This window comes from Streptomyces sp. 840.1 (genome assembly GCF_003751445.1).
Classification (GTDB): Bacteria; Actinomycetota; Actinomycetes; order Streptomycetales; family Streptomycetaceae; genus Streptomyces.
In genome coordinates, this window is sequence record NZ_RJUU01000001.1 from 3,468,607 (window position 1) to 3,488,393 (window position 19,787).

Here is a 19,787-nt window from a genome sequence, read left to right on the forward strand (position 1 = left end):
AGGCTCTTTGCAACATCTTCTTTGGAACTCGCCCCCGCGTTCGCCGGGCGCTTGCCCCGACGTTCGCCCGGTGCTTGCTCGCCACCCGCTCCCGCGGCGGTCAGCCCTCCTTGATGAACCCCTCCGCGACCAGCCAGTCCTTCGCCACCTCGTGCGGGTCGTCCCCGTCGACGTCCACCTTGGCGTTCAGCTCCTGCGCCACCTCTGTGGTCAGCCGCGCGCTGAGCGGGTCCAGCAGGGCAGCGATCACCGGGTACTTCTCGAAGGTCGGGGTGTGGATGACGGGCGCCGCGTTGTAGTTGGGGAAGAAGTGCTTGTTGTCCGTCAGCACGTCGAGGTTCATCGCCTTGATCCGGCCGTCGGTGGTGAACACCTCGCCCAGCAGGCAGGAGTTGGACTTCGACACCTGCGTGTAGACGATCCCGGCGTCCATCTTCTTGATGTTGCCGCCCGGGATCGACATCCCGTACGCCTTCTCCATGCCCGGCAGCCCGTCGTTGCGGGAGGCGAACTCGTTCTCCACGCAGATCGTCACGGCCGAGGGGTTCTTCTTCGCCAGCGCGGCGACGTCGGAGAGCGTCTTGAGGTGGTACTTCGCGTTGTTCTTCGTGCTGATGGCGAGCGCGTAGGTGTTGTTGAGAGTGGACTGCGGCAGCCACGTCACCCCGTTCTTCCGGTCCGCGTCGCGTACCGCCTCCCACTGCTTCAGCGGGCTGATGATCGGCTTCGAGTGGCCCAGATAGGTGATCCAGGCGGTGCCCGTGTACTCGTACATCGCATCGGCGTCGCCCTGGCGGATGGCCTCGCGCGCGCTGATCGATCCGGGCAGGTTCGTCCGGTCGAGCACCTCGGCCCCGGCGGCCTTGAAGATCAGGCCGATCATCTGGCCCAGGATGATGTTCTCGCTGAAGTTCTTCGAGGTGACGGTCAGCGAGGCGCCGTCCAGCGGCTTGCCCGCACCCACGGACCCGGGCTTCACGTCGTCGACCATCGGGGACCCGCTCTTGAGGCCGCATCCGGAGAGCACGAGGGCCAGCGCCACCGCCCCCACCAGCCCGGCCCGCACCCGCTGACCGGCCCGCACCCCGTCGCTCGTCCGTACCCCGTAACCCGTACGTTTCTGTCCCACCGGGCCCATCACCCCGCCTCCAGTCCGCGCGGCGTCAGCGCCACCTCGACCAGCGAGGCCAGCCAGTCCACCAGCAGTGCCAGCACCACCGTCAGGACGGAACCGAGCACCAGCACCGGCATCCGCTGGGTCTGGATGCCCGAGGTGATCAGGTCCCCCAGGCCGCCGCCGCCCCCGAACGTCGCCAGGGTCGCCGTGCCCACGTTGAGGACCAGGGCGGTCCGTACACCGGCCAGGATCAGCGGCACCGCGAGCGGCAGTTCGACCTTGGAGAGCGTCCCCATGGCCGACATCCCGATGCCGCGCGAGGCCTCCACCAGGGTCGGCTCGATCGCCTTCAGACCGGCGACCGTGTTGGAGAGCACCGGCAGCACCGCGTAGATCACCATGCCGGTGATCGCCGTCGACGGGCCGATGCCCAGCCAGATCACCAGCAGCGCCAGCAGCCCGATCGCCGGGGTCGCCTGCCCGATGTTGGCGATCGCCGTGACCACCGGGGCGGCCTTGTTCAGCCCCCGCCGGGTCAGCGCGATGCCCAGCGGAATGGCGATGATCAGTACCCAGAAGGTCGAGATGGCGGTCAGCCTGACGTGCTGCCACCAGCGCAGCTGGACCGTGTCGCCCGCGAGTGAGTTCTCCGCGATGGCGTCGAGGTGGACGTTGTTGATCCACACGTAGGTGACGATCAGGACCACCGCGAGCGCGGCGGGCACCGTCACCAGCTTGCGCCAGGTGATCCGGCGGGCAGGCCGGCCGGGGGGAGGGGGCGGTTCCTCCTCCTGGTCGCGGAAGGCGTGGCCCTTGACGTCGTGCTCGCCCGGCGGGCGGTCCCGGTCGGACGCGGGGACCGGGCCGGTGGGGCCGGAGCTGGAAGGGGAGGGGGAGCGAGAGCTGGGAGTCATACGTCCGCACCGCCCTCCAGCTCCTGCACGGTCTCGTGGCTGCGCAGCTCCTGGAGCTCGTGCTGGTGCTCGATGGCGGTGAGCCGGTCGGCCTCCAGCAGCTCGTGCACGGAGTTCATCAGGGTGTGCATGTCGACGACCCCGATGAACTCGCCGCGCCGCCCGGTCACCGCGACCCGGCCGCCGCTGTCGGTGAGCACTGCCTCCAGCGCGTCGTGCAGCGTCGCGTCCCTGGTCACCGTGTCGTGCACCAGCTGCCCGGCCCGCGCCAGTGAACCCCGGGCCCGCATCAGGTCGCCGCGCCGCAGCCACTTGTAGGGGCGGCTCCTGCGGTCCAGCATCAGCAGCTCGTTGTGCGGGCCGCTGCCCAGCTTGTTGAAGATCGACTGGAGCGGGTCGTCGACCGAGACCGTCGGGAACTCAGCCATCTCCACGTCCCGCACCCGGGTGAGGTTGAGCCGCTTCAGCGCCGCACCGGCCCCGACGAAGCCCGAGACGAAGTCGTCCGTCGGGTTGGTCAGGATGGCCTCGGGGGTGTCGAACTGCGCGATGTGCGAGTGCTCGCGCAGTACGGCGATCCGGTCACCGAGCTTGATCGCCTCGTCGAAGTCGTGGGTGACGAAGACGATGGTCTTGTGCAGTTCGTGCTGGAGCCGGATCAGCTCGTCCTGGAGGTGGTCGCGGGTGATCGGGTCGACCGCGCCGAACGGCTCGTCCATCAGCAGCACCGGCGGATCGGCGGCCAGCGCCCGCGCCACGCCCACCCGCTGCTGCTGGCCGCCGGAGAGGGCGCGCGGATAGCGGCCGTGGAACTCGCGTGGGTCGAGCCCGACCAGATCGAGCATCTCCTCGACCCGGTCCTTCACCTTCGGCTTCGACCAGCCGATCATCTTCGGGACCAGGGCGATGTTCTCCGCGACCGTCATGTGCGGGAAGAGCCCGGACGACTGGATCGCGTACCCGATCTTGCGGCGCAACTTCACCGGGTCGATGTCGGTGACGTCCTCGTCGCCGATCCTGATCCGGCCGGAGGTCGGCTCGATCAGCCGGTTGATCATCTTCAGCGTCGTCGACTTCCCGCAGCCGGACGGGCCGACGAGGATCACGGTCTCGCCTGCCTTGATGTCCATCGAGACGTTGTCCACGGCCGGGCTCGGGTTGCCCGGGTAGCGCTTGCTCAGGTTCTCCAGCTGGATGGTGGCACCGGAGGTGGCGTTCACGGCGGGTTTCTGTCCGGCTTCCGCCGCGGTCTCAGACACGGATCCCCCTCGGGATGGTGAGCCGCCCCAGCAGTACGTACGCGGCGTCGAAGAGCAGGGCGAGTACGACGATGCCGAGCGTGCCGGCGAGCACCTGGTTGATCGCGTTGGCGCTGCCCAGCGAGGCGATCCCGCGGAAGATCTCGTTGCCGAGTCCGGGCCCGGAGGCGTACGCGGCGATGGCGGCGATGCCCATCAGCATCTGGGTGGAGACCCGGATGCCGGTGAGGATCGGCGGCCAGGCGAGCGGCAGCTCCACCTTGCGGAGCCGGGTGATTCGAGACATCCCGATGCCCTTCGCCGCGTCCACGAGCGCCGGGTCGACGCCGCGCAGCCCGACGATGGAGTTCCGGACGATGGGCAGCAGTCCGTACAGCGTCAGCGTGATCACGGTCGGCGCCACACCGAGTCCGACCAGCGGGATCAGCAGACCGATCGCGGCGAGCGACGGAATGGTCAGGATCGCCGCCGTCGAGGTGATCGCCAGCGATCCGCCCCAGCCGCTGCGATAGCTGACCACGCCGATCAGGACGCCCAGCACCGTCGCGATGACCATGCACTGGAACACCGCGCTGACGTGCTGGAAGGCGTCGGTGAGCAGTTGCTGGTGCCGACTGTCCAGATACTCCCAGAAGCTCAACTCGGCACTCCTCGGCTCAGTCGATGTCCTCCGCCGCCTGTTCGACGAGGGGGATGATGCGCAGGGGTACGGGGTTCTCCATGACGATGGCCGTGGAGGCCCGGACAATGCCATCAAATCCGACAACAAGGTCGATCACCCGTTGGAGATCCGCGTTGGAACGGGCCACGAGCCGGCAGAACATATCGCCGTGCCCGGTGGTGGTGTGCAGTTCGAGCACCTCCGGTACGCCGCCCAAGTGCGCCCGTACGTCGGCCCCTTGACCCTGCTTGATCTCCAGCGTCGCGAAAGCGGTGACCGGGTAGCCGAGGGCGGCCGGGTCCACGTCCGGGCCGAATCCGCGGATGACGCCATTCGACTGAAGACGGTCCAGGCGTGCCTGCACCGTCCCGCGCGCCACGCCGAGCCGGCGTGAAGCCTCCAGTACGCCGATCCTGGGCTCACGCGCCAGCAGCACGATGAGCCGCCCGTCCAGCCGGTCGATCGCCAAGGTCTGCCTCCGGGACGTCGCAACGATGGTCAGTGTGTACAGATAGTCCGCCCATCATGGCCACCCACTGAACAGACTGCCCAGTGAATTCGCGAACTGTTGCGCATCTTGCGAAGCGGGGAGAACCTTCGGACATGACTGAGACGATGCACAGCACCCCCGACAGTGCCCGGCAGGCCGACCCCTTCCCGGTCAAGGGAATGGACGCCGTCGTCTTCGCCGTCGGCAACGCCAAGCAGGCCGCGCACTACTACTCGACCGCCTTCGGCATGAAGCTGGTCGCCTACTCCGGACCGGAGAACGGCAGCCGCGAGACGGCCAGTTACGTCCTGACGGCCGGCTCCGCCCGCTTCGTCTTCACCTCCGTCATCAAGCCGGCCACCGACCACGGCCGCTTCCTCGCCGACCACGTCACCGAGCACGGCGACGGCGTCGTCGACCTGGCCATCGAGGTCCCGGACGCGCGGGCCGCGTACGCCTACGCGGTCGAGCACGGCGCCCTCGGCCTGACCGAGCCGCACGAGGTGAAGGACGAGCACGGCACGGTCGTCCTGGCCGCCATCGCCACGTACGGCAAGACCCGCCACACCCTGGTGGAGCGCGGCGGCTACGACGGCCCGTACCTCCCCGGCTACGCCTCGGCCGACCCCATCGTCGAGCCGCCCGCCAAGCGCACGTTCCAGGCCATCGACCACTGCGTCGGTAACGTCGAGCTCGGCCGGATGAACGAGTGGGTCGGGTTCTACAACAAGGTCATGGGCTTCACCAACATGAAGGAGTTCGTGGGCGACGACATCGCCACCGAGTACTCCGCCCTCATGTCCAAGGTGGTCGCGGACGGCACGCTGAAGGTCAAGTTCCCGATCAACGAGCCGGCCGTCGCCAAGAAGAAGTCCCAGATCGACGAGTACCTGGAGTTCTACGGCAGCGCCGGTGTCCAGCACATCGCGCTCGCCACGAACGACATCGTCGCCTCGGTGCGCGCGATGCGCGCGGCCGGCGTCCAGTTCCTGGACACCCCGGACTCGTACTACGACACCCTGGGCGAGTGGGCGGGCGAGACCCGGGTGCCCGTGGAGACCCTGCGCGAGGAGAAGATCCTCGTGGACCGCGACGAGGACGGCTACCTGCTCCAGATCTTCACCAAGCCGGTCCAGGACCGGCCGACGGTCTTCTTCGAGATGATCGAGCGCCACGGCTCGATGGGCTTCGGCAAGGGCAACTTCAAGGCCCTCTTCGAGGCGATCGAGCGCGAGCAGGAGCGCCGCGGCAACCTCTGAGGGGTACGGGGCCGGGGCACCCGGCTGCGGGGCGACCGCGACGGGCGGGCCGGAGGTTTCCGGCCCGCCCGTCGCGGTTGTGAGGTGTGCTCAGGAACTCTGCTTCGCCCCGGTGACGGAGGCCCCAGTCCCGGTCGCCGAGTGGGTCTGTATCGGTCAACAGTCTTTCCCCGTAAGGCATGTGCCGTCTCCTCGGCCGAGACGACTGGTCCGGCCGGCAGACGGGCCGCGACGGGAGCCCGCTCCGGTTACCCGGGACCTGACGCGAGCGGCGGCCGTGATGGCGATGGGCTGCCCGAGCACGATCCCGAGCAGGACGAGGATCAGTCCGCATGTCTGTTGCAGAGTGAGGGTCTCTTTGGTGATGACGGTGCCGAGCAGTACGCCGGTGACCGGGTTCAGCAGTCCGACCAGGCCGACAGTGGCCGTCGGCAGCCGACGCAGGCCGGCGAACCAGGCGGCGAAGGCGACCGCGGTCGCGACGACGCTGACGTAGGCGAACCCGAGGGCCGCGCCCGCACTGAGCGCGGGCGGTGCGCCTTCGCGGACGACGGCCAACGGCAGCACGACCAGGCCTCCGGCGATGAGCTGCCACGAGGTCGAGGCGAGGACGTCGACCTCGGCGCTCCACCGCTTCGCGAGCACGTAGCCGCAGGAGGACGTCACCATCGCTGTGGCCGATGCCAGGACGCCGAGTGCGTTCAGGGTCACGGTGCCGGTGAGCAGCATCAGGCAGACGCCTGCGATACCGATGCCGCCGCCCAGCAGCGGGAGGCCGCGGGGGCGTTCCGCGATCACGGCCCAGGCGAGCAGCATCAGGACCACCGGTGAGGCCGCCATGACGGTGGAGGCGATGCTCGTCGGCAGCAATTGGGCCGCGAGGTAGACCAGGGCGAAGAAGGACCCCACGTTGAGGGTGCCGAGAACGAGCGACTTCCACCACCACGCCCCGTGAGGGATCTGCCGGCACAACGCCAGCAGCATGGCCCCTGCGGGCAGGGCCCTGATCGCTGATCCGTAGAGCGGGTGGTCCGTGGGCAGGTATTCGTGGGTGACGAAGTAGTTCGTCCCCCAGGCGACGGGGGCAATCGCCGTCACGAGCGTCCATCGCATAGTAGCTTCCACGGAAGCAATATAGCTTCCTCGGAAGCTATGATGAAGCCGTGAACGACTACGAGGATCACGTTGCCCGCATCCAGGCCGAGTGGGCTCGCGAGCGCCCGGATGTGGATGTGAGCCCCCAGGGCGTGATCGGCCGGCTCCACCGCCTCGCCGGTCTTCTGACCGAGCAGTTGTGCCTGGTCTACCGGCGTTACGGGCTGAACGAGGGAGAGTTCGACGTCCTGGCGGCGCTGCGGCGGGCCGGGGACCCCTTCGAGCGCGCTCCGGGCGAGCTGGCCGCGTTCACCATGGTCACCACGGGCGCGATGACCAAGCGCATCGACCGGCTCGAACGCGACGGGCTGGTCACACGCCGCCGGTCCGCCGAGGACGGCCGGGGGCGCGTGGTCGCGCTCACCCCGGCGGGACGGGAGCTCATCGACCGGGCCTTCGCCGACCACATGAGTAACGAACGCCGCATGCTCGACGAGCTCGACCCCGATGAGGCCGCACGTCTGGAAACACTGCTCACCGCCTGGCTGGCACGCGTCGAGCCGCCTCCCGGCGCACCGTGGTGACTTCTTCGGATGTCACGGCCGACGCTTTTCGGCTCGCGGAGACGGTCCCGTGAGGCGCGAGGCGGCCGACGCACAAGGCGTGCGGTTGCCCTGTCCGACGGTCATGGCAGCGGTCACCCTGACGGGCAGGGGCGTGGAGTGTGCGGCCCGCGCGGTGGGTGGGCTCCCTGTGGGGTCACGCGGGCCGGTCCACGTCCCCGCCGTCCCGCACCACATGCGCGTGCCCGGGTCGGGGCGGCTCTCCCGGGGCGCTACGCCGGGAGCATCGCGCGGCGTCCGGGGGCGGCGGAGGACTGTGCCGTCATGCCGCCGTCCACCACGAGGAGCTGGCCGGTGAGGTAGCGGGACTCGTCCGAGGCGAGGAAGACCATGGTGTGGCCGATGTCCTCGGGAGTGCCGAGGTAGGGGAGGGCGTTGCCCCGCCTGAGGCTGTCGACCACCTCCTGGGGGAGGTTGTTCTCCAGGGCGGGGGTCATCACCGCGCCGGGGGCGACGGCGTTGCAGCGGATGTTCTGCGGACCGTACTGGGTGGCGACGGACTTGGTGATGCTGACCACCGCCGCCTTCACGGCGCCGTAGGAGGTCTGGAGTACGTCGCCGACGAGTGCCGCGACGGAGGCGGTGTTGATGATCGAGCCGCCGCCCGCGCGGATCATGTGGGGGATCGCGTGCCGGGAGCCGATGAGGGTGCTGCGCGTGTTGAGGGCGACGGCGCGGTCGAACTCGTCCATGTCCATACGGAGCACGTCGAGGTCGGTGCGCGGGTTGGTGCCGCCGACGTGGTTGCACAGGACGTGGAGGGCGCCGTACTCGTTCACCGTGGCGCTGATCATGTCCGCGATGGAGTCCTCCTCCAGGACGTTCACCGCGAGCGGCAGCGCCTCGCCGCCCGCCGCGGTGATGAGGGCGGCGGTCTCGTCGGCGGCCCGGGTGTCGTGGTCGGCGACGACGACGCGGGCGCCCTCCTTGCTCATGAGCTGGGCGGCGGCGCGGCCGATGCCGCTTCCGGCTCCGGTGATGACGGCCACTTTCTCGTGCAGGCGGTTCATGTTCGTCTTCCTGTCCCTGGGTGTGCTTGCGGGGCTCGCGGTGCGTGCGGCGCCCCGTCGAGGCGGCCGTGACCGGTGCGGCCTCATGCCCCGGACTCCGCCTCGGGCCTCGGTGCCGCAGATGCGGGGCACGGCCTCGGGGCGGCAGTGTGCGCTATGCACGCCTAGTTCAAAGTACACATGATGTGCACTGTGCACAAACTGTCGGGGTGGCGTCGGGCATGCGGGATGATGAGGCGAGGCGTTGCTACGGAAGGGCAGGACCATGGACGAGGCCGAGCGTCGGCTGCGTGATCTCGAACGGGAGCTGACCCTCCTGTCGCGCCACTTCGTCGCCTCGCGCGGTCCCCGCATCGGCCAGAGCCTCGAACGTTCCGCCTACGTCCTGCTCACCCGACTGGAGGACGGCGGTCCGCTCACCCTCAAGGAGCTGGCCCATACGTTCCACGTGGACGTCTCCACCATCAACCGTCAGGTCAGCCCCATGCTGAGGAACGGCCTGGTGGAGCGCATCCCGGATCCCGACGGCGGCATGGCGCGCAAGTACCGGCCCACCGCTTCCGGGCTGGAGCGGCTGAAGGCGGACCGGGAGATCAGTCTCGAAGGGACCACGCGCCTCATCGAGGCGACCGGGTGGGCCGATGGGACGGCCGATCGTTTCGTGGCCCTGCTGGTCGAGCTCAACGCGGGCATCGAGCAGCTCGAAGGGCTCAACGGGACACGCGGCAGGTAGCGGACCGGTCCACTACCCGGTCCGTGCGGCTCTGCTCCGCCTCATTGGCCGGCGAGCAGCTGGTCAGTGCCCAGTGGCGGCGGACTCTTCGGAATCGTCCTCGTCGTCTCCCGCGAACTCGGCCGCATCGGGGAAGACGCCGGTGCTGATGTCACCCGACAGCCAGCCGACCAGGAACTCGACCGCGCCCACCGGATGGGCGTCGTAGTACCAGCCCCGCGGGTTCCAGCAGACGACCGTCCACTCGTCCGGCTTCCCGTCGGTGAGCCAGCACACCCGGTCCCCGTTGTCGGTCCCCGCCCACGGCAGGAGCCCGCCCGGCTCCGGGTAGAAGGGGTACGGACACTTCTCGGGGTTCCGCTTCCGGAAGCCGCGCTCCTGGTCCAGCAGCCGCTTCGCCGGGCCGACGAGCAGGTCCCGCCTGCCGAAGGGCGCAAGCGGTGTCAGGAACTCGGAGAAGTGGTAGGCCCCGTACGTCTCGGCCAACCGCTTGAATTCGGAGGGGAGTTCCAGGGCCAGAGCCGCCTCCACCCCGTCCCAGTCGCCCGTTCCCCACCGGGGCTGCGACGGCGGAGGTACGAGGCGGGTGAGGTCGTCGAACGCGGTCATGGGCCGAGCCTAGGGCCTGTTCGGGACGTACTCCCCGACCGCGGCGCAAGCGCAGGGCGGCAAGCCCGTGCCGTTTCCCGGGCCCGCCCCCGGGGGCGGGCCCGGGAGGGGCGTCAGTGCCCCGACGGCGCCCCCGGCGCCGAGGGCTTCGCCGATGCCCCCGGGGGGCCGGCCGCGCCCTGCTTCGGGGGCGCGGGGGACGGGGCCGGGGCCTGCGGCGGGGCGGACCGTGACGGCTGCGGTTCCGGCGCGGGGGCCGGGGCCTGCGGCGGTGCGGGCGGGGGAGCGGGCTGCATGTCCTGGGGGCCGCCCGAGGGCGGCATGCCCATGGTGTCCAGGGCCTCCTGGGCCCTCGGGGCATCCAGCGGCGAGAACTGCGGGTTGGTGCGCAGCGCCCCCTCCAGGTTGCGGCGGGCCGGACCGAAGTCGCGCAACGCGCTCTGGACCATGCCCAGGTGGTACGCGTACGACGCGTTCTGGCCGCCCGTGTCGACCGCCTTCTGCGCGTACTCCAGCGCCGAGTCCGAATCGCCCGAGCGGTGCAGCGCCCAGCCCAGCGCATCGGCCACCGCCGCGCTGCGGTGCCCGAGGTCCCACTCCGCGCGCAGTTGCTCCGCCGCCGCGTCCGCGTCGCCGTGGGCGGCCTCGAAGCGGCCGAGGAGCAGGGCCTCGTCCACGCCCTGGGTCCGGGCCCGGGACAGCGCCTTGCGCAGCCGCGTGTACTGGTTGACGGAGTCCCCGTCCAGGCCGAGCGACTCGTACAACTCGCCCAGCTCCAGCAGGTACTCGGGCCGAGGGGACCTGGCCAGGGCCGCCTGGTAGTCCCGCTGCGCCTCGTCGGTGCGGCCGAGCGCCGCCAGCGCCCGTGCCCGGCCCGCGAGGGAGGCGTGGTGGGCGCGGTCGGTGCGCAGCGCCGCCCCGTACTGGGCCACGGCCTCCTTCGGCTCGCCCCGCTCCCAGGCCAGATCGCCCAGCCGGGAGAGGCAGGCCGCCTTCTCCGCAGGCGACTTGGCCCGGCTCGCGGCGTCCTGCGCGGTGGCGAGCGCGTCCTCGCGCCAGCCCCGGTCGCGGTACATCTCGGCCGTCCGGCCCAGCGCGGGCACCCCGGCCCGCAGCGCCGTGTACTTCTCCACCGCCGTGATCGCCGACTTCTGGTCGCCGAGGCCGTTGTACGCGTCGATCAGCTCCGGGTACACCGTCCACTGCTTCGGCTGCCGGGCCCGTACCGTCTCGCCCCACTTCTTCGCCGTCACGTAGTCGTGCCGGGCGTTGGCGAGCGAGGCGAGCCCCACCCACGCCGCCTCGTTGCCCCGGTCGCCCGGCTGTACGTTCAGCGAGCGCTTCAGCGCCTGCTCGGCCCGGGTGTAGTACGCCGGGTCCGCCGCCCGCCGCCCCCACTCCACGTACGCCGAGCCCAGCACCGCCCACGACTGCGCGTCCGAGGGATGGGTGCCCACCCACGCCTGCCGGTCCCCGATGAGCGCCGTCAGGTCGGAGAGCGAGGCGGGGGAGCCGGCCGCCGTCGCGGTCATCGCCCGCGACACCGGGCCGGACACCGGCGGCGCCGCGTCCTTGTCCTCGTCGGGCACGGCGACCACCGCACCCGTCACCAGCACCGCACCCGCCACCACGCCGAACGCGGCCCGGCGCAGCGTCGTGCGCAGCGTGGCGGGCGGCGGCTCGGCCAGGGACGCGGGGTCCGGCGGCAGGGCCGGAGGGGATTCACAGGGCGGGGCGTAGGCGGTCTCGGGGGTCTCGGGGAGGCGGTCCGGCCCGGGGGCCGCCGAGGGCTGCTGCGGAGTGACGTCCATGCCGATCACTCTGCGTCAGTACGAAGATCGCACCGCGTCTTGTGATGGCAGGCGCATACGGGTTCACACCAATGGGCCCGGGTGCGAGTCTTGGATCATGGACGATCTTCTCGAACTACTGCGTGCGGGGCTCCCGGCCGAGGCCCTGATCACCGACCCGGACATCACCGCCTCCTACGCCAACGACATGGCGAGCTTCTGCGACGCGGGCACCCCGGCCGTCGTCGCGCTCCCACGCAATGTCGAGCAGGTCCAGCACATCATGCGCACCGCGACGGCGCTGCGCGTCCCGGTCGTTCCGCAGGGCGCCCGCACGGGCCTGTCGGGCGCCGCCAACGCCTCCGACGGCTGCATCGTGCTCTCCCTGATCAAGATGGACCGCATCCTGGAGATCAGCCCGGTCGACCGGATCGCCGTGGTGGAGCCGGGCGTCGTCAACGCGGTGCTGTCCCGCGCGGTCGACGAGCACGGTCTCTACTACCCGCCGGACCCCTCCAGCTGGGAGATGTGCACCATCGGCGGCAACATCGGGACCGCCTCGGGCGGGCTGTGCTGCGTCAAGTACGGGGTCACCGCCGAATACGTCCTCGGCCTCGACGTCGTCCTCGCGGACGGACGCCTCCTCAGCACCGGCCGCCGCACCGCGAAGGGCGTCGCGGGATACGACCTCACCCGGCTCCTGGTCGGCTCCGAGGGCAGCCTCGGCATCGTTGTCAAAGCCGTGCTCGCGCTCAAGCCGAAGCCGCCCAGGCAGCTCGCCCTGGCCGCCGAGTTCCCCACCGCGGCCGCCGCCTGCGAGGCCATCTGCGCGATCATGGAACGGGGTCACACTCCGTCACTCCTCGAACTGATGGACCGTACGACAGTCCGAGCCGTCAACAAGATGGCGAACATGGGCCTCCCCGACTCCACCGAGGCGCTCCTGCTCGCCGCCTTCGACACACCCGACCCTGCCGCCGATCTGGCCGCCGTCGCGGAGCTCTGCACGGCCGCCGGCGCCACCGAGGTCGTCCCGGCGGAGGACGCGGCCGAGTCCGAAATGCTGCTCCAGGCCCGGCGGATGTCGCTGACCGCGCTGGAGACCATCAAGTCCGCCACGATGATCGACGACGTGTGCGTACCGCGCTCCAAGCTCGGGGCCATGCTGGAGGGCACCGCCGCCATCGCTGAGAAGTACGGCCTCACCATCGGTGTCTGCGCCCACGCGGGCGACGGCAACACCCACCCCGTCGTCTGTTTCGACCAGGCCGACGCCGACGAGTCCCGGCGGGCCCGCGAGTCCTTCGACGAGATCATGGCGCTCGGCCTCGAACTCGGCGGCACGATCACCGGCGAACACGGCGTGGGCGTACTCAAGAAGGAGTGGCTCGCCCGGGAGCTCGGCGAGGTGAGCGTGGAGCTGCACAGGGGCATCAAGCAGGCCTTCGACCCGCTGGGACTCCTCAACCCCGGCAAGGTGTTCTGAGCGCGGAACCCCGGCCCACGCGGCCGCCGCCTCCTCGGCCCGCCCCCTCAACTCTCCCCGTCCTGCGCGTCGTCCGACGGCCAGGGATCACTCATCCACAGGTCGTCGGCCGGCAGCGGCGCGAGCAGCTCGGCGAGCCCCTCGTCGATGCCGAGCCGCTCGGACTCCGTGCCGGGCGGGACCACCCGCAGCGTCCGCTCCACCCAGGCGGCCACCGCGGCGGACGGCACCTCCAGCAGCGCGTTGCCGTCCGGAGAGGTCAGCGCCACGCAGATGATGCCGCGCCCCTCGATCTTGGTCGGCCAGATCCGTACGTCCCCGTGCCCGCACGGCCGGAACACGCCCTCCACCAGCAGATCGCGGGCGAAAGTCCAGTACACGGGGGCGTCCGAGCCGATGTGAAAGGTGATGTGCACGGCGTACGGGTCCTGGGTGCGATACGTCAGCCTGGCCGGCACGGGGATGCTGCGCTCGGGCGACAGGACCAGCTTGAGCTCCAGCTCGCGTTCCACGACGGTGTGCATGAGGCGTCCTTTCGAGACCTGTGAGCCGGTCCCGCGACCGGCCTTCACAGGGAGAGAGCGCCCTCCCCGCCATCCATTACGCGACTTCGGGGAAAAAAGTTTGGCGTGACCGGAAAGTGGCCCAAACACCCGGACCGGCACGGGGGTACGCGGGTGTCTGGTAGATGTGGACCCCTGTACTGAGACTCGAAGAGATACGGGACCACGGTGATGAGCGCCCCAACCCCGGCACCCGGTGACGAAAGCCCCCGCGAGGGCTACTACCCCGATCCGTCCATTCCCGGATACGTCCGGTACTGGAACGGCGCCTCCTGGGTGCCCGGTACGAGCAGGCCCGCCCCGCAGAGCGGCGAGGCGATGCCTTCGGGGCCCGCCCCGGAGCCGGCCGAACCGCAACGGCCGGGCCCCGCGCCGGTGGACGAGACCGGCCCGATGTTCTTCGACGAGGATCCGCCGGCCGACGTCCGGTCCGAACCCTCGCCCGCCTGGCAGGCCGACGTCTCCCGGCAGAACGGCTTCGGCGGCGAGCGCGACCGCCGGGTCTCCTGGGGCGGCGGGCAGCCCGCGCAGCAGGGCGGCCGGCCGGAGCCGGGTCCCGATCCGCGTTCGCCCGAGGGCAGTTCGCCGGTGGCCGACACGCCCGGGGACCGCTCCCCGGCGCTCCGTTCCTCAGGTGACCGTTCACCGGCCCTCCGCCCGCGTGCCGACGTCGTACCTGCGGACCCGCGCCTGCCCGTGCCCCAGGCCCCGGCCCCGGGCCCGGCCCCGGCCGCCGGTGCGCTGCCGGGCATGCGGGACGGCGGTGACCGGGCGGAGAACACCGTCGCCATCCGGGTCGCCCGCTCCGGCCGGTCCGGACAGTCCGGCCGCCCGGGTCGCGGGAACCGCGATGCGCAGGAGCCGCCCGCCGAGGGCACGATGACGATCCGCGCGATCGGCCCGGCCACGCCTGCCACCCCGACAGCCCCACAGGCCCCGGGGCCGGCCGCACCGGTCGCACCGGTCGCACCGGGCCCCGCGGGGCAGCAGGGGCCCGCGTTCCCTCAGCAGGCTCAGGCACCGCAGCAGGCTCAGGCGCCTCAGCAGATCCAGACACCTCGGCAGGCTCAGGCGCCCCACCAGCCCCAGGCCCCCCAGCAGCCCAGCCAGATCCGCCAGCCCAGCCAGACCCGTCAGCCGAACCAGTCCAACCAAGCCCACCAGACCCCACAGCCTCAGGCATCACACCAGGAACGCCAGGAACACCAGGCCCAGGGGCCCGACCAGCCCGTCGTGCCCTGGAAGCCGCCGGTGAACGACCACTTCCAGCAGTTGGCGGCGGCGCAGTCGGCCGCCCGTCCGGCCGCGCTGGGCAAGCGGTTCGCCGCCCGGCTCATCGACACCGTGGTGCTGGCCGCGCTCGTCGGCGCCGTGGCCTTCCCCCTCGCGACCCGGGCCACGGACCACATCAACGAGAAGATCGACGCGGCCAAGCTGTCCGGTGAGACCGTCACCGTCTGGCTGCTGGACTCCACCACGGCCGGCCTGGCCGGCGGGGTCCTCGTCGCGTTCCTGGTGCTGGGCGTGCTCCTGGAGGCCGTGCCGACCGCGAAGTGGGGCCGTACGCTCGGGAAGAAGCTCTGCGGGCTCGGCGTACGGGACATCGAGTCCGGTTCGTCGCCCACCTTCGGTGCCGCCCTGCGCCGCTGGCTGGTGTACGGCGTGCTGGGGCTCCTGGCCATCGGCGTGCTCAACGTGCTGTGGTGCCTGTTCGACCGGCCGTGGCGCCAGTGCTGGCACGACAAGGCGGCCCGCACCTTCGTGGCCGGCTGAGGAACCGTACGGCCGAGAGACCGGCACGGCCCACAGACCCGCACGGCTGACGGCTCATCGGGTGATGGGCCGTCGGGCGGTCTCCGTTCCCCCGAAAGCACCTGAGCCGTTGCGGGCGCCCCTGCGGCGGGGTGCACTGCCCCCATGAGCAACGATCAGCCGACGTCCGGTCAGCCGCCCGAGGACGACCCGTTCCTCAAGAAGCCGCAGGAGCCCCAGCCGCCGTCGGGCTCGCCCTACGACAGCGCGCCGCCGCCCCCGCCGTACGGCCCCGGCCCCCACGGCGGAGGCCAGTTCGGGGCCGCCGATCCGCTGGCGGGCATGCCGCCGCTCGCGGAACCCGGCAAGCGCATCCTGGCCCGGCTGATCGACTTCCTGATCATCTCGATCCCGCTGTATCTGATCTCCCTGCCCTGGGGCGGCGCGGTGGAGGTCTCGAACGACAACAACGGGAACGACGGCGTCGGCGACATCTTCGCCCAGACGTACAGCGGCCATCAGCTGCTCTGGTCGCTGATCGGCCTGGTGATCTACGTCGGCTACGACACGTACTTCACGCACAAGGACGGCCGCACGCCCGGCAAGCGGCTGCTGAAGCTGCGGGTCGCGATGCTCAACGACGGCAGCGTGCCGGACACCGGGAGTTCCTTCCTGCGGGCCGTGGTGCTGTGGCTGCCGGCGCTGCTGTGCTGCCCGTGCCTGTGGTGGCTGATCAACATCGTGCTGATGTTCACGGACAAGCCGTACCGGCAGGCACTGCAGGACAAGGCGGGCAAGACGGTGGTGGTCACCACCAACGGCCGGAACACCGCCTGAGCCGAACCGGGCGGGCCGTCAGCCCGTCAGCGCCGCAGCGAATGCTCGCCCACCTGCGCGGAGGCGCGTGCGGCCGGGATCGTGCGCTGTACGCGGCCCAGGTCGTGGCCCTCGGCCTCGTGGGCGGGGCCGGCTTCCCGGTGGGCGGAGACCGAGGTACCGGACGGCGCGGTGCGGCGGTGCGTCGGCGCGGGCACCCTGACGGCCACCAGCAGCCCGAGCGCGAGCCCGGCCGCGGCGATCACGGCGATGCCGAGGTCCGAACTCGTCCGGGACAGCAGCAACATGGCGAGGGTCGAGAAGACAACGGTGACCGAACCGTAGGAGAGCTGTGCAGCAGTAGGACGCGGCATGGCGTTATCCGTCCTCGGGGCGTCGGATGGGCGGTCTCTCAACACGGTCGCACTGTCAAGCGACTCTACGACGGTGGATGCCCTCGCGGAACGGGTAGTAAGCATGACCTAACCCACAGTGCCGGTGCACGGGGGGCGCACGGAGTCATTCTCTCCGCCAATCATGGCCATCGGCGCGCCGGTTGGCTGCGGAGCAGTCGTCCGGATAGCGGAAATGTGCTCCTGCATAGTGCACTTGGTCTGTTCAAGTCAAGGTCTGTCTTTTCTCGCGTAACTCCGGTCAAATGTCGTCACTTGTGACGCGTTTCCGCGCGCGGCCCTCTCACACCCCCAGGTCGCAGTCGCGGGCGCCGGGGAGGACTGCATCACGTGATCATTAAGAGACGGGCGCTTCGTACCGGAGCGGTTGTCGTGGCCATGGCCGCGACCGCTGCCACCGCATCCGCCTTCGCCACCGCTCAGGCTGATGAAAAGGCGTCGGGCACCACTGCCTCCGCCGTCGACCGCCGGGACCCGGGGTCGAACGAGGGCAACGCGCACAACCTGGAGGGCCCGTTCAGCAAGCAGCAGGACGCTCAGCGTCAGGCCGCGCTCGAACAGGTCATATCCGGCGACAAGAAGGTCTCGACGCGCGGCGGTTCCAACGTCGTCAAGCTCGACGACAAGAAGTACGTCGAGCTCGGCCGCGAGAAGACCGACAAGATCTTCACCATCCTGGTGGAGTTCGGCGACAAGGTCGACAACACGACCATGTTCGACCCGGACGGCGACGGCCCCAAGCCCGCCGTCCCGAAGTACGGCGGCACGCCGGGACCGGCGCACAACAAGATAGCCAAGCCGGACCCCAAGAAGGACAACAGCACCGCCTGGCAGGCCGACTACAACCAGGCCCACTTCCAGGACCTGTACTTCGGCACGGGCGCGGGCAAGAACTCGCTCAAGACGTACTACGAGAAGACGTCCTCCGGGCGCTACTCGGTGGACGGCGAGGTCTCCGACTGGGTCAAGGTCCCGTACAACGAGGCCCGTTACGGCTCGAACTACTGCGGATCGACCAACTGCGCCAACGCCTGGGACATGATCAAGGACGGCACCAACGCCTGGGCCGCCGATCAGAAGGCCAAGGGCCGTACACCCGCGCAGATCAAGGCGGATCTCGCGCAGTACGACCAGTGGGACCGTTACGACTTCGACGGTGACGGCAACTTCAACGAGCCCGACGGCTACATCGATCACTTCCAGATCGTGCACGCCGGCGAGGACGAGTCCGCCGGTGGCGGCGTCGAGGGCACCAACGCCATCTGGGCGCACCGCTGGTACGCCTACGGCACGGACGCCGGCGCGACCGGCCCGTCCGACAACAAGGCCGGCGGCACCCAGATCGGTGACACCGGCATCTGGGTCGGCGACTACACCGCGCAGCCCGAGAACGGCGGCCTGGGCGTCTTCGCCCACGAGTACGGCCACGACCTCGGTCTCCCGGACCTCTACGACACCACCAACACCGCCGAGAACTCGGTCGGTTTCTGGTCCCTGATGTCGGCGGGATCCTGGCTCGGCACCGGTAAGAACAGCATCGGTGACCTGCCCGGTGACATGACCGCCTGGGACAAGCTCCAGCTGGGCTGGCTCAACTACGGCGAGGCCAAGGCCGCGACGAAGTCCACCCACAAGCTGGGCGTGTCCGAGTACAACACCAAGGACAAGCAGGCGCTCGTCGTCACGCTGCCCGACAAGGAAGTCACCACCGCCGTCACGGCGCCCGCCGAGGGTGCCAAGCAGTGGTGGAGCGACATGGGTGACAACCTCAACAACACCCTGTCCCGCCCGGTCGACCTCACCGGCAAGTCCAAGGCCTCCCTCGACCTCGCCGGCTGGTGGGACATCGAGGCGGACTACGACTACCTCTACACCGAGGTCTCCGACAACGGCGGCACCAGCTGGACCGCGATCGACGGCACCGCCGACGGCAAGGCCATCCCGCGCGACGCCAGTGACAAGCCGGCCCTGACCGACGTCTCGGGCAAGTACCAGAAGCTCTCGTACTCGCTGGACGCCTACGCGGGCAAGAAGATCGACGTCCGCTTCCGCTACGCCACCGACGGCGGCGCGGGCGGTGTGGGCTTCGCGGCCGACACCATCGCGGTCAACGCCGACGGTGCCGCGCTCTTCACGGACAACGCCGAGGGCGACGACAACGGCTGGACCGCCAAGGGCTTCTCGCGGGTCGGCACGTCGTTCACCAAGGACTACCCGCAGTACTACCTCGCGGAGAACCGCCAGTACGTCAGCTACGACCAGACCCTCAAGGTCGGCCCGTACAACTTCGGCTTCTCCAAGACCCGTCCGGACTGGGTCGAGCACTACCCGTACCAGAACGGTCTGCTGATCTGGCTCTGGGACACCTCCCAGAAGGACAACAACGTCTCGGTCCACCCGGGCAAGGGCCTGATCCTGCCGGTCGACGCGCACGCCAAGCCGCTGAAGTGGGCTGACGGCACGGTCATCCGCAACAAGATCCAGCCCTTCGACGCACCGTTCAGCTGGTACCCCACCGACGGATTCACGCTCCACAACGGTGACGTGGCCACGAAGATCAAGCCGCAGTTCGGCGTGCCGGTCTTCGACGACCACAAGGGAACCTACTGGTACAAGGAGAACAAGACCGGAAGCGTGCAGGTCGCTGACACCAACACCAGGATCTCGATCATCAGCGAGCCGCTCAGCGGCTCCACGATGACCGTCCGGGTTGGTGCCTCGCACAAGTAATCCGGTATCACCGCAGGTCAGAGCATGATCGGCCGTCGCCCTCTAGCGGGCGGCGGCCGATCGTGTTTAGGTGCCTCTTGTTCAGTTTCTTATTGACACGACGTCTCACGGGGGAGTGCGGAGTATGGCCGGCGGAGGATTCAGCAAGTTGCCGAACGGGAGCGTGGTCGTCGCGATCACCTTGGCGAGCCCGGCCCAGAGCGTGGGTCCTGACACCCCGGTCCGCGTCCTGGTGCACGCGGCGAACCGGGCCCGCGCACTGACCCGGCTGCGCAATCTGGGACTGCGCGCCGTCTACCTCCGGGGCAACGCCGAGCCGCCCACGCCGGACGAGATCACCGCCGTCCTGCACCATCCCGACGGCGTCCTGTGGCGCGCGAGACCCGAGCGGGCCCAGGAACTCTGGCACCCGATCCGGGCGCTCCTGAGGCCCGCCCTGCCGGCCCGGCAGAGCTGACCGGCTCCGG

19 protein-coding genes are annotated in these 19,787 nt (G+C 70.1%); 8 read left to right on the forward strand and 11 right to left on the reverse strand.

The annotated features are described in order from the left end of the window. Positions 1-100: 100 nt before the first annotated feature. From EDD93_RS15795 to EDD93_RS15815, 5 genes are all read right to left on the reverse strand, one after another. Entirely contained in the window at positions 101-1,066 is a 966-nt protein-coding gene (locus EDD93_RS15795) for a glycine betaine ABC transporter substrate-binding protein (RefSeq protein ID WP_260255924.1), read from the reverse strand. Positions 1,067-1,137: 71 nt separating this feature from the next. Beyond that, on the reverse strand, positions 1,138-2,031 hold the full coding sequence (locus EDD93_RS15800) for an ABC transporter permease (protein ID WP_123525748.1): 894 nt from the start codon (positions 2,029-2,031) through the stop codon (positions 1,138-1,140). Then, positions 2,028-3,290, reverse strand: a complete 1,263-nt coding sequence (locus EDD93_RS15805) for an ABC transporter ATP-binding protein (RefSeq protein WP_123525749.1) — start codon at positions 3,288-3,290, stop codon at positions 2,028-2,030. Before EDD93_RS15805 ends, EDD93_RS15800 begins: the two co-directional genes overlap by 4 nt. Then, positions 3,283-3,930, reverse strand: a complete 648-nt coding sequence (locus EDD93_RS15810; protein ID WP_123525750.1) for an ABC transporter permease — start codon at positions 3,928-3,930, stop codon at positions 3,283-3,285. Before EDD93_RS15810 ends, EDD93_RS15805 begins: the two co-directional genes overlap by 8 nt. Positions 3,931-3,946: 16 nt before the next feature. Next, positions 3,947-4,420, reverse strand: a complete 474-nt coding sequence (locus tag EDD93_RS15815; RefSeq protein ID WP_123525751.1) for an Lrp/AsnC family transcriptional regulator — start codon at positions 4,418-4,420, stop codon at positions 3,947-3,949. 134 nt (positions 4,421-4,554) lie between these two features. Between EDD93_RS15815 and hppD the strand changes: the two genes are divergently transcribed. After that, on the forward strand, positions 4,555-5,700 hold the full coding sequence (gene hppD / locus EDD93_RS15820) for a 4-hydroxyphenylpyruvate dioxygenase (RefSeq protein WP_123525752.1): 1,146 nt from the start codon (positions 4,555-4,557) through the stop codon (positions 5,698-5,700). 156 nt (positions 5,701-5,856) lie between these two features. On the opposite strand, the gene EDD93_RS15825 is transcribed toward hppD, so the two are convergent. After that, a complete protein-coding gene (locus EDD93_RS15825; protein WP_123525753.1) occupies positions 5,857-6,813 on the reverse strand; it encodes a DMT family transporter in 957 nt (318 codons plus the stop codon). 50 nt (positions 6,814-6,863) lie between these two features. Here EDD93_RS15825 and EDD93_RS15830 point away from each other — a divergent pair, with 50 nt between their 5' ends. Continuing rightward, the gene (locus EDD93_RS15830) at positions 6,864-7,379 is read left to right on the forward strand and encodes a MarR family winged helix-turn-helix transcriptional regulator (protein WP_123525754.1); all 516 of its coding nucleotides are present in this window, start codon (positions 6,864-6,866) and stop codon (positions 7,377-7,379) included. Positions 7,380-7,630: 251 nt separating this feature from the next. On the opposite strand, the gene EDD93_RS15835 is transcribed toward EDD93_RS15830, so the two are convergent. Beyond that, positions 7,631-8,428 carry an SDR family NAD(P)-dependent oxidoreductase gene (locus EDD93_RS15835; RefSeq protein ID WP_123525755.1) on the reverse strand — a complete coding sequence of 266 codons (798 nt, stop codon included), beginning with the start codon at positions 8,426-8,428 and terminating at the stop codon, positions 7,631-7,633. 265 nt (positions 8,429-8,693) lie between these two features. Between EDD93_RS15835 and EDD93_RS15840 the strand changes: the two genes are divergently transcribed. Continuing rightward, positions 8,694-9,161 carry a MarR family winged helix-turn-helix transcriptional regulator gene (locus tag EDD93_RS15840; protein ID WP_123525756.1) on the forward strand — a complete coding sequence of 156 codons (468 nt, stop codon included), beginning with the start codon at positions 8,694-8,696 and terminating at the stop codon, positions 9,159-9,161. A 63-nt stretch (positions 9,162-9,224) separates the two neighbouring features. Here EDD93_RS15840 and EDD93_RS15845 read toward each other — a convergent pair whose 3' ends face one another. Continuing rightward, on the reverse strand, positions 9,225-9,770 hold the full coding sequence (locus tag EDD93_RS15845; RefSeq protein WP_123525757.1) for an SMI1/KNR4 family protein: 546 nt from the start codon (positions 9,768-9,770) through the stop codon (positions 9,225-9,227). Between the two features lie 113 nt (positions 9,771-9,883). After that, entirely contained in the window at positions 9,884-11,581 is a 1,698-nt protein-coding gene (locus EDD93_RS15850; RefSeq protein WP_123527797.1) for a tetratricopeptide repeat protein, read from the reverse strand. A 97-nt stretch (positions 11,582-11,678) separates the two neighbouring features. On the opposite strand from EDD93_RS15850, the gene EDD93_RS15855 reads away from it, so the two are divergent. Then, a complete protein-coding gene (locus EDD93_RS15855) occupies positions 11,679-13,046 on the forward strand; it encodes an FAD-binding oxidoreductase (protein ID WP_123525758.1) in 1,368 nt (455 codons plus the stop codon). Positions 13,047-13,093: 47 nt separating this feature from the next. On the opposite strand, the gene EDD93_RS15860 is transcribed toward EDD93_RS15855, so the two are convergent. Further along, on the reverse strand, positions 13,094-13,570 hold the full coding sequence (locus EDD93_RS15860) for an SsgA family sporulation/cell division regulator (protein WP_123525759.1): 477 nt from the start codon (positions 13,568-13,570) through the stop codon (positions 13,094-13,096). Between the two features lie 210 nt (positions 13,571-13,780). Here EDD93_RS15860 and EDD93_RS15865 point away from each other — a divergent pair, with 210 nt between their 5' ends. Together EDD93_RS15865 and EDD93_RS15870 are read left to right on the forward strand one after the other, a co-directional pair. Beyond that, positions 13,781-15,382 carry an RDD family protein gene (locus EDD93_RS15865; protein WP_123525760.1) on the forward strand — a complete coding sequence of 534 codons (1,602 nt, stop codon included), beginning with the start codon at positions 13,781-13,783 and terminating at the stop codon, positions 15,380-15,382. Positions 15,383-15,526: 144 nt separating this feature from the next. After that, positions 15,527-16,198 carry an RDD family protein gene (locus EDD93_RS15870; protein ID WP_123525761.1) on the forward strand — a complete coding sequence of 224 codons (672 nt, stop codon included), beginning with the start codon at positions 15,527-15,529 and terminating at the stop codon, positions 16,196-16,198. A gap of 26 nt (positions 16,199-16,224) precedes the next feature. Here EDD93_RS15870 and EDD93_RS15875 read toward each other — a convergent pair whose 3' ends face one another. Continuing rightward, positions 16,225-16,551 (reverse strand): hypothetical protein, encoded by a 327-nt coding sequence (locus EDD93_RS15875; protein WP_123525762.1) that lies wholly within the window; start codon positions 16,549-16,551, stop codon positions 16,225-16,227. Between the two features lie 369 nt (positions 16,552-16,920). Between EDD93_RS15875 and EDD93_RS15880 the strand changes: the two genes are divergently transcribed. Then, the gene (locus tag EDD93_RS15880; RefSeq protein WP_185092332.1) at positions 16,921-19,320 is read left to right on the forward strand and encodes an immune inhibitor A domain-containing protein; all 2,400 of its coding nucleotides are present in this window, start codon (positions 16,921-16,923) and stop codon (positions 19,318-19,320) included. 124 nt (positions 19,321-19,444) lie between these two features. Further along, entirely contained in the window at positions 19,445-19,777 is a 333-nt protein-coding gene (locus EDD93_RS15885) for a hypothetical protein (protein ID WP_185092333.1), read from the forward strand. Positions 19,778-19,787 lie beyond the last annotated feature (10 nt).

Excerpts from the sequence above, each read along its gene's own strand:
- EDD93_RS15800 (WP_123525748.1), bottom strand. The coding sequence starts at position 2,031 with ATGACTCCCAGCTCTCGCTCCCCCTCCCCTTCCAGCTCCGGCCCCACC.
- hppD (WP_123525752.1), top strand. The coding sequence starts at position 4,555 with ATGACTGAGACGATGCACAGCACCCCCGACAGTGCCCGGCAGGCCGAC.
- EDD93_RS15825 (WP_123525753.1), bottom strand. The coding sequence starts at position 6,813 with ATGCGATGGACGCTCGTGACGGCGATTGCCCCCGTCGCCTGGGGGACG.
- EDD93_RS15835 (WP_123525755.1), bottom strand. The coding sequence starts at position 8,428 with ATGAACCGCCTGCACGAGAAAGTGGCCGTCATCACCGGAGCCGGAAGC.
- EDD93_RS15840 (WP_123525756.1), top strand. The coding sequence starts at position 8,694 with ATGGACGAGGCCGAGCGTCGGCTGCGTGATCTCGAACGGGAGCTGACC.
- EDD93_RS15845 (WP_123525757.1), bottom strand. The coding sequence starts at position 9,770 with ATGACCGCGTTCGACGACCTCACCCGCCTCGTACCTCCGCCGTCGCAG.
- EDD93_RS15850 (WP_123527797.1), bottom strand. The coding sequence starts at position 11,581 with ATGGACGTCACTCCGCAGCAGCCCTCGGCGGCCCCCGGGCCGGACCGC.
- EDD93_RS15855 (WP_123525758.1), top strand. The coding sequence starts at position 11,679 with ATGGACGATCTTCTCGAACTACTGCGTGCGGGGCTCCCGGCCGAGGCC.
- EDD93_RS15860 (WP_123525759.1), bottom strand. The coding sequence starts at position 13,570 with ATGCACACCGTCGTGGAACGCGAGCTGGAGCTCAAGCTGGTCCTGTCG.
- EDD93_RS15865 (WP_123525760.1), top strand. The coding sequence starts at position 13,781 with ATGAGCGCCCCAACCCCGGCACCCGGTGACGAAAGCCCCCGCGAGGGC.
- EDD93_RS15870 (WP_123525761.1), top strand. The coding sequence starts at position 15,527 with ATGAGCAACGATCAGCCGACGTCCGGTCAGCCGCCCGAGGACGACCCG.
- EDD93_RS15875 (WP_123525762.1), bottom strand. The coding sequence starts at position 16,551 with ATGCCGCGTCCTACTGCTGCACAGCTCTCCTACGGTTCGGTCACCGTT.
- EDD93_RS15885 (WP_185092333.1), top strand. The coding sequence starts at position 19,445 with ATGGCCGGCGGAGGATTCAGCAAGTTGCCGAACGGGAGCGTGGTCGTC.